Genomic DNA, 6,034 nt, shown 5'->3' on the forward strand with positions numbered 1-6,034 from the left:
ACGGACGGTTGTAACCATTTGATTACTTTTCGACGAGTTCGTCAAGTAGCGTGTCGAGTTCGTAGGCCTCCAGGGCCCGCTGGCTGTCCTGCAGCGTTGAGATAACGAACGTCGAGTTCGTCCGCTCGACCTCCTCTAAGGCTTCGAAGTCGCTGATGAGCCGTTCGACCATGTCTGCGTCCGTCAGGTGAGCGACCACGATAAAGTCAGTCTCACCCATCGTCAGGTAGACCTGCGTGACGCCCTCGATTGCGCGGAACTTCTCGGCGACGGCATCGTAAGTCCCGCTGTACGCCGCGAGCACCTCGACGATAACCGTTACTCCCAGCCCGAGCGCGTCCAGATCGATGTCGTTCAGGTCGTTCTCGATCACACCGTCTTCCCGGAGGTTACTGAGCCGGTAGTGGATCGTCGAGACGGGAATGTCCGTCTCTTCGTGAAGCCGCTCCGGACTGTCGGTCCCGAGATCAGCAATCGCTTTGAGGATCCGCACGTCGCGTTCGTCCATGCCAGACACGGTCGGCGGTGATCGATAAGTATGCTCCGCTCCGCTAGACCGAAGCGCTGGAGTATCTCTCGAACAACGCCGAGTAATATAGGACTTTGTCCCATTATACAATCTATACTTGAACCCAATTCAAAGTAGCGTTAGTTTCTTATACTTACCTACAGAACGCATAGATAATGCGGTCGAGATCTCTCGTCCTCTCACTGCTGGTCGGCGTCCTCTGGGGGAGTTCGTTCCTCGCGATCGACGTGGGACTGTCGTATTTCCCGCCACTGTTGTTCGCTGGCCTGCGGTACGCATTGGTTGGCATCGTCGTGATCGGCTTCGCCCCGGCTCTCGTCCGCCGGTGGTATCCACGGTCGCTCGTCGACGCCGGCTGTGTCCTCGTCGCCGGTGTGTTCATGATCGCCGGTCATCACGCGTTCCTCTATCTGGGCATGGAACACGTCCCGAGCGCGGTCGCGGCTATCGTCGTCAGTCTCTCGCCGGCACTCACAGCCGTCTTCGCGAGCGCGTTGCTCCCGGATAGCGACCTCACCGCGCTGCAGGTCGCGGGACTGCTCGTCGGACTTGCCGGCGTCGTCATCATCTCGGATGTCGGCGTGAACACGGTCGCGAGCGCGAACCTGTTCGGGATCGGGCTCGTTGTGCTCGCCACGCTGAGTTTTGCGCTGGGATCCGTCGCGACCCGGCCGCTCCGAACGGATCTCTCGGCCGTCGCACTCCAGGGCTGGGCGATGCTCCTCGGATCCGGTCTACTCTGTCTGACCAGCTACGCGACCGGCGAGTCCGTCGGCGCGATCGTCTGGACGCCGCTGTCGATCGCCTCGCTCGCCTTCCTCGTCGTCGGCCCGGGGATCGTCGCCTTCTCGCTTTACTTCAGTCTCCTCGATCGGATCGGCCCGACCGAGAGCAACCTGATCGTCTACCTCGAACCGGTCGTCGCGACGGGCCTGAGCTGGCTCGTACTCGGCGAGATAATCGACTCGACGACGATGGTCGGCTTTCTCGCCATCTTCATCGGGTTCCTGCTGGTGAAACACCGGTCGCTGTTACCCTCCTGGCATCGGGTTCGCGATGGCCTCAAGCCGGCCCAGCCCGGGACAGGAGCGTCCTCGTTCGAGAAGTCGGATTGAACTGACCTCTCCCATGCGCTAGCGAGGAAAGCACAGAGTTCTTGCTCGTGTCACCCCAACGTGACATCATGGAATGGAAAAGTGACCGCCGGCTTGCCCGTCGGATGGTCCTCGCGCTCGTCCTCTCGATTGGGGGCTACAGCGCGCTTTTTGGCCTGATTGTGCTGCTGTCGCCATGGAAAGTCGCCGTGGCCGTCTTCGCCGTCGTCGTGGTCGTTCTCGCAATCCTGGTCCGGGAAGCGGATCGACTGACGTACTACATGACGAAAGCGGTCGCTATCGACCGCGAGGACTACCCTGCGTTGTTCGACACCGTCGACCGCCTGGCCCGACAGGCGGATATGCCGCGACCGCCGGTTGCCGTGATCCCCAGCGACGAGCCGAACGCCCTCTCGGCCGGGACGGGCGATCGGACAGTCGTCTGTGTCACGCTCGGACTCCTGAAGACGCTCGACGACGACGAACTCGACGCGGTGCTGGCCCACGAGTTGGCCCACTGCAAGAATGGCGATTCGACGGTACTGACAGTGGCGGGCTTCCCGACGACGGTCGCGCTGCTCACGCTGTCGGGCAGCCTCGAACGGATGAACGGGTTCGCGCTCTTTCTGGGGTATATCGGGCTCGTGATCGTCCTCGCGATCGTCTCGCTGGCGTTGCTGGTAGTGAGTCTCCCCGGAACGCTGGTACTGGCGCGCTACCGGGAGTATGCGGCCGATCGTGGAGCAGTCGCAATCACGGGCAAACCCGTCGCGCTCGCGGAGGCGCTGGCGACCCTGCACGGTCGTGACCGGCGGCCCGAGAGCGATCTCCGGTCGATCGCGGGCCTGAACGCCTTCTGTATCGTGCCGAGCGGGACCGGGTTGTTGACGCTTCCCTGGACGCATCCACCCGTCGCGAAGCGGATCAAGCGGCTGCGAAAGGTACAGGAAACGTTCGAAGCGGGATCGAAGCGGGATTGAATGTGCGATCCCGCGACGCCTAAGTACGTACCGTGGAAACGAATCCTATGGGACTGCTCGACGGCATCAGGTCTGTCCTGGGGCTGAAAGCCGAGGCCGACGCGACCCGCGATGCCGATCCCGAGGACCTCTTCGGAATGAGCACCGCCTACGTGACGATGGAGGCCGACCTGGGCTACGAGCCGGCGGGCGAAGCGGCGCTGTGTTTTTCGGATGTCGACAGCACGGACTTCCAGGACGCCATCGAAGAAGTCAGGCAGATTCTGGCCGCCGGCGAGGTCGAGACGGGCACGGCCGCGGAATTCGTCGAAGACGCCCACGGCTACACCTGGGTCGTCCTCGAAGACGACGACGTCGAGGATCTGATCACGAGCGTCCACTTCGCGGCTGACACGCTCGTCGAAAACGGCTACGGCTCGCGACTGCTCGCGGCCGTCTTCGCCTTTAGCAATCCCGACAACGCGACCGGCTGGGACGAAAGCGATCGCTACGTCTACTGGGTCTACTCCTTTCGCCGCGGGGCGTACTACCCCTTCGCACCGGAACCCGGCGAACACGAGCGCGACGCTACCGCGGAGTTCAAACTCCAGAGCGTGCTGGACGGCGAACTCGACCTCGAAGACGACGAGGCCTACTGGTATCCCCTCTGGCCCGAGGACGAGGGCCATCCCTGGGAGTGAAAGATAACTCCCACCGCGTTACTGTTCGGCGAGCGCTCCCCGAACCGCATCGAGAACGTCCTCCCGGACGTCGTCCGGCGAACGCATCGCGTCGATCCGAACGAACCGCTCCGGTTCCGCGTCGAGCAGTCGCTCGTAGTGCTCCCGGACGGCGCGCAACTGCTCGACGCGCTCGAACTTGTTGGTGACGCCGCTCCGCTCGGCCCCGGTCTCGGGATCGACGTCGAGGTAGATCGTCGCGTCCGGCGGGCGCGTCCAGGGCTGGTGAATCTCCTGAACGAATGCCAGCGGATCGTCCAGGCGGTCGGCAAGCGTCGCGCCCTGGTAGGCGTACCGCGAGTCAGAGTAGCGGTCGGAGATGACGACTTCGTCACGTTCGAGGGCGGGCCGAACGGTGTTCGCCAGGTGGGCGGCGTGGTCGGCCGTATAGAGGAACAACTCCGCCAGCGAGTCGGCGTCGTCGTCACCGATTGAGCGCTGGACGGCCTCGCCGTACCAGGATTCGGTCGGCTCCCGGGTGAACGTAAACTCGGCGTCGAACTCCGCCGACCGCTCCTGGAGGAACTCTCTGGCGGAGGTCTTCCCGCTCCCGTCGATCCCCTCGAGCGTGATGAGCATACCGGCCGCACGCGGCGGAGGAACGTAAACACGACGGAGCGGACGGAACATAGTCGAACTTGCAAACGTTGCTCGATCGTCCAGGTTGCCCCGTCGTTCGCTTGTCTGTTCGGAACGTGACGACTTCGCCCGTTTCGAGAAGTTGCCGGCGAGCTGTTTCATCTGCAAATATTATCGGGCCGACCGTACTCCGGGCCGTTCCTTCACTCATGATTTGTGTGTTCGTGTGTATCTATATATCGAATTCTAGAAGGTGCTACGTACCTCACCAGTCTGTCAGAGAGGCCTGATCAGGAACGGAAGCCCCGGTATTTAGCACGTCTTCCCCTTGAAATCGAATGATACTACTTATGATAGAGGCTCTACGCTCGTGATTCGTGTCGACGATGGCATAGATCAACACGCGGTTTGACACACGAGGTGTGGAGTCCTTTGGACAGAATTCACACTGGCCACAGCTTGTTCCGAACGGGGCGAACACCCGGTCACCCGGCTGGACGTGCCGGACCGCCGCCCCGACTTCCTCGACGATGCCCATGGGTTCGTGGCCGATGGGCGTTCCTTCGTCGTATTCGTCTGCGCCCCGGTACGGCCGCAGATCCGAACCGCAAATCGATGGGTAATACGGACGATCGCGTCAGTTGGTTCCTTGATCTCCGGGCCGGCCCTCTCTTCGATCCGGATATCGCCAGGGCCGTGATACGTTGCTGCCTTCATCGTTTGAATGCAGTCTCATCTCGGTGGCTAGAGCGCATAGGTTCGATCCTATGAAAAACGTCCATTGATATACTGATGGTCGGGCGCTCGGCCCGGCGGATCGCTGGCTACTGCGCGAGGGTCTCCAGACGGGGAGAGGGACCGAGTGTTGCAGAGATGAGTTGGCTCTCGGCCCGGTTGAGAAGGTCCGACATCGAGGGCTGGGAGATATCCAGTTCGTTTGCGAGCTCTTTAGCGGTCGTTTGGCGTGGCTGTTCGTAATAGCCACGGGACAACGCGAGTGACAGCGCCTCGTACTGTCGTTCCGTCAATCCATACGGTACCGATTCCTCGGACATCGAGGGGTTCTGCGTGATCGAGAGGAGCTCGACTGAGATGTCGTGCTCCTCACAGCTAGTCTGGAACGTCTTGAACGCGGGATAGTCTTTGAAGACTTTCTGCTCGTACCACCCCGCTGGAGTAATGCGTATCGCGTCGACGAGCCCCGCATCTGGCGTGGCTTCGAACGCGTTCGCGACTGACTCTCCCAGGACGACAGCCAGTTTGTAGACCTCTTTCCCCCTTGCGGCCCCGATATCGGTCACTTCGATTATTTCATCGAGACCCAGGAACCGCTCCTCGGAGAGGGATTCAGTGGCGTCGATCTCGACAACGAACCGTTGGACGCCCTGTTCCAGTCCGAGCACGTGTGGGCACTGTACCTCGTCGATCTGTGGCAGTTCGGCGACGTCGACGAGCGGTAGCAACGGTGAACGGAGATGGATTTCGGCAGTAATTGTCATTGTTGAGTATTACCTGTTGGCAGCGTTTCTCTGCGAGACTTGGATTCTAACCATCTTTTCAGTTACGCTATTATAAAAGGATTAGTTGTATCTATTGGAGAGGGTTGTGGCTGGATCCGTTCACCCGGACAGACCAGATCTCGTCGGAACCGTCATCCGGCAAAGCTTGTCTTCGTTCGGTATCTGGTTCAGCCCCTTGCGAAGAACGGGAGCATATGCAGTGAGAAAAGTAAATCTCATCCTCCCGAACGCAGGGGAGTTGAGACTACAGTGGGTTTTGCGGGGCTGTGATGCGTAGTTTCAGCTGAATCGACGAGCGGAACCTGCTTCAGATCCCTCTCCAAACCGAGATTCTTGTTGAACTGGAAACTAATTCGGAGCATTCCCGAGACATCGGATAGTGTCGCCACTCGGACGCCTCGCTAACCCAGACTGAGAGCCTCTCTACCCAATTCCGGTTTCCTTCTTCAGCAGCGTCAGCGTATTATCGGCTGTCACGATCGGCGAGTGCTCGTACTCCCCGGTCAATTCAACCTGGACGAGCAGATCGACTGCCCGCCAAATTGAGTACAGCAGACACGCGAACGCGAAGTAGAAGAACCTGAGCCCGAAATCTTTCGAGGTCGTCGCAGCC

Annotated in this window: 6 protein-coding genes and 2 pseudogenes; 3 read left to right on the plus strand and 5 right to left on the minus strand. The window is 60.6% G+C overall.

Features of this window, described 5'->3' with window-relative positions; all coding sequences use genetic code 11:
* Positions 1-22 precede the first annotated feature (22 nt).
* The gene (locus tag E3374_RS13910) at positions 23-508 is read right to left on the minus strand and encodes an Lrp/AsnC family transcriptional regulator (protein ID WP_136689570.1); all 486 of its coding nucleotides are present in this window, start codon (positions 506-508) and stop codon (positions 23-25) included.
* Between the two features lie 176 nt (positions 509-684).
* Between E3374_RS13910 and E3374_RS13915 the strand changes: the two genes are divergently transcribed.
* From E3374_RS13915 to pspAB, 3 genes are all read left to right on the plus strand, one after another.
* Positions 685-1,644, plus strand: coding sequence for a DMT family transporter (locus tag E3374_RS13915; protein WP_136689571.1), 960 nt, complete (start codon positions 685-687; stop codon positions 1,642-1,644).
* Positions 1,645-1,712: 68 nt separating this feature from the next.
* Complete coding sequence (locus tag E3374_RS13920) at positions 1,713-2,603, plus strand: M48 family metalloprotease (RefSeq protein ID WP_136689572.1); 891 nt, start codon at positions 1,713-1,715, stop codon at positions 2,601-2,603.
* A gap of 47 nt (positions 2,604-2,650) precedes the next feature.
* Positions 2,651-3,283, plus strand: a complete 633-nt coding sequence (gene pspAB / locus E3374_RS13925) for a PspA-associated protein PspAB (RefSeq protein ID WP_136689573.1) — start codon at positions 2,651-2,653, stop codon at positions 3,281-3,283.
* Positions 3,284-3,301: 18 nt separating this feature from the next.
* On the opposite strand, the gene tmk is transcribed toward pspAB, so the two are convergent.
* From tmk to E3374_RS17750, 4 genes and pseudogenes are all read right to left on the minus strand, one after another.
* Entirely contained in the window at positions 3,302-3,901 is a 600-nt protein-coding gene (tmk, locus tag E3374_RS13930; protein ID WP_136689574.1) for a dTMP kinase, read from the minus strand.
* Between the two features lie 410 nt (positions 3,902-4,311).
* Positions 4,312-4,618 (minus strand): annotated as a pseudogene (locus tag E3374_RS17910) (alcohol dehydrogenase catalytic domain-containing protein); the annotation flags it as partial.
* 107 nt (positions 4,619-4,725) lie between these two features.
* Entirely contained in the window at positions 4,726-5,400 is a 675-nt protein-coding gene (locus E3374_RS13940; protein WP_136689575.1) for a helix-turn-helix domain-containing protein, read from the minus strand.
* 444 nt (positions 5,401-5,844) lie between these two features.
* Positions 5,845-6,034, minus strand: a pseudogene (locus E3374_RS17750) (transposase); the annotation flags it as partial.

The organism is Halorhabdus amylolytica, from assembly GCF_004944975.1.
In the GTDB taxonomy this organism is placed as follows: Archaea; Halobacteriota; Halobacteria; order Halobacteriales; family Haloarculaceae; genus Halorhabdus; species Halorhabdus amylolytica.

Coding starts and splice junctions, on each gene's coding strand:
- tmk (WP_136689574.1), bottom strand. CDS start 3,901: ATGCTCATCACGCTCGAGGGGATCGACGGGAGCGGGAAGACCTCCGCC.
- E3374_RS13940 (WP_136689575.1), bottom strand. CDS start 5,400: ATGACAATTACTGCCGAAATCCATCTCCGTTCACCGTTGCTACCGCTC.
- E3374_RS13920 (WP_136689572.1), top strand. CDS start 1,713: ATGGAATGGAAAAGTGACCGCCGGCTTGCCCGTCGGATGGTCCTCGCG.
- pspAB (WP_136689573.1), top strand. CDS start 2,651: ATGGGACTGCTCGACGGCATCAGGTCTGTCCTGGGGCTGAAAGCCGAG.
- E3374_RS13915 (WP_136689571.1), top strand. CDS start 685: ATGCGGTCGAGATCTCTCGTCCTCTCACTGCTGGTCGGCGTCCTCTGG.
- E3374_RS13910 (WP_136689570.1), bottom strand. CDS start 508: ATGGACGAACGCGACGTGCGGATCCTCAAAGCGATTGCTGATCTCGGG.